Source organism: Pseudomonas sp. NPDC087598 (assembly GCF_044743525.1).
In the GTDB taxonomy this organism is placed as follows: Bacteria; Pseudomonadota; Gammaproteobacteria; order Pseudomonadales; family Pseudomonadaceae; genus Aquipseudomonas.
In genome coordinates, this window is the sequence record NZ_JBIUWQ010000084.1 from 1 (window position 1) to 859 (window position 859).

General features: G+C 54.4%; 1 protein-coding gene and 1 pseudogene. Both read left to right on the forward strand.

Going from position 1 to position 859, the window contains the following annotated elements:
- Positions 1 to 105 precede the first annotated feature (105 nt).
- Entirely contained in the window at positions 106 to 498 is a 393-nt protein-coding gene (rpsI, locus tag ACIOWE_RS27985) for a 30S ribosomal protein S9 (RefSeq protein WP_401398095.1), read from the forward strand.
- Positions 499 to 768: 270 nt separating this feature from the next.
- Positions 769 to 859, forward strand: a pseudogene (locus ACIOWE_RS27990) (ubiquinol-cytochrome c reductase iron-sulfur subunit N-terminal domain-containing protein); the annotation flags it as partial.

Sequence of the window (859 nt, forward strand, 5' to 3'; positions counted from 1 at the left end):
ACAGGGTCGCGACCAGTACCGTAAGCTGCCAGTCGAAGCGGGCGCTGCACACCCACAGCCAGCTCAGCAGCCCCAAGAACGGAAGTTTTACCGGAATAGTACAGTATGTCGGCGACTCAAAATTACGGCACTGGCCGTCGCAAGACCGCAACCGCACGCGTTTTCCTGCGTCCGGGTACTGGTAACATCTCCATCAACAACCGTTCGCTGGATAACTTCTTCGGCCGCGAAACTGCCCGCATGGTAGTTCGTCAGCCGCTGGAGCTGACCGAGACTGTCGAGAAGTTCGACATCTACGTCACCGTGATCGGCGGTGGTGTAAGTGGTCAAGCTGGCGCAATCCGCCACGGCATCACTCGCGCTCTGATGGACTACGACGAAACCCTGCGTGGCGCTCTGCGCAAAGCTGGCTTCTTTACTCGCGACGCCCGTGAAGTTGAACGTAAGAAAGTTGGTCTGCGTAAAGCGCGTAAGCGTCCGCAGTACTCGAAGCGTTAATTTCGCTTCCACGTTCAAAAAGAACGCCCGATTCCTCACGGAACCGGGCGTTTTTTTATGCCTGCGATTTATCAAAAGAATTGCGCTGTGACAACTTGCCACATTCGTAGACCCCCTATACTGCAAGGCTTGAGGGTGAGAGCTCCGGGTAATTCCCTTGTCAGAATTGGGGCTTTTCATTACCATCTCGGCAAAATTTTTATAAGTAACATTGATTTATTTAGTAGATGCCTGATTTAACAGGCCACAAAGCTGATGGGAGAGGACTGAATGAGCAATGACGGCGTGAATGCAGGCCGGCGTCGCTTCTTGGTAGCAGCCACATCCGTGGTGGGTGCTGCAGGAGCGGTGGGGGCTGCGG

Bases quoted from the DNA above. Each gene is read 5' to 3' on its own strand.
- rpsI (WP_401398095.1), top strand. From the start codon at position 106: ATGTCGGCGACTCAAAATTACGGCACTGGCCGTCGCAAGACCGCAACC.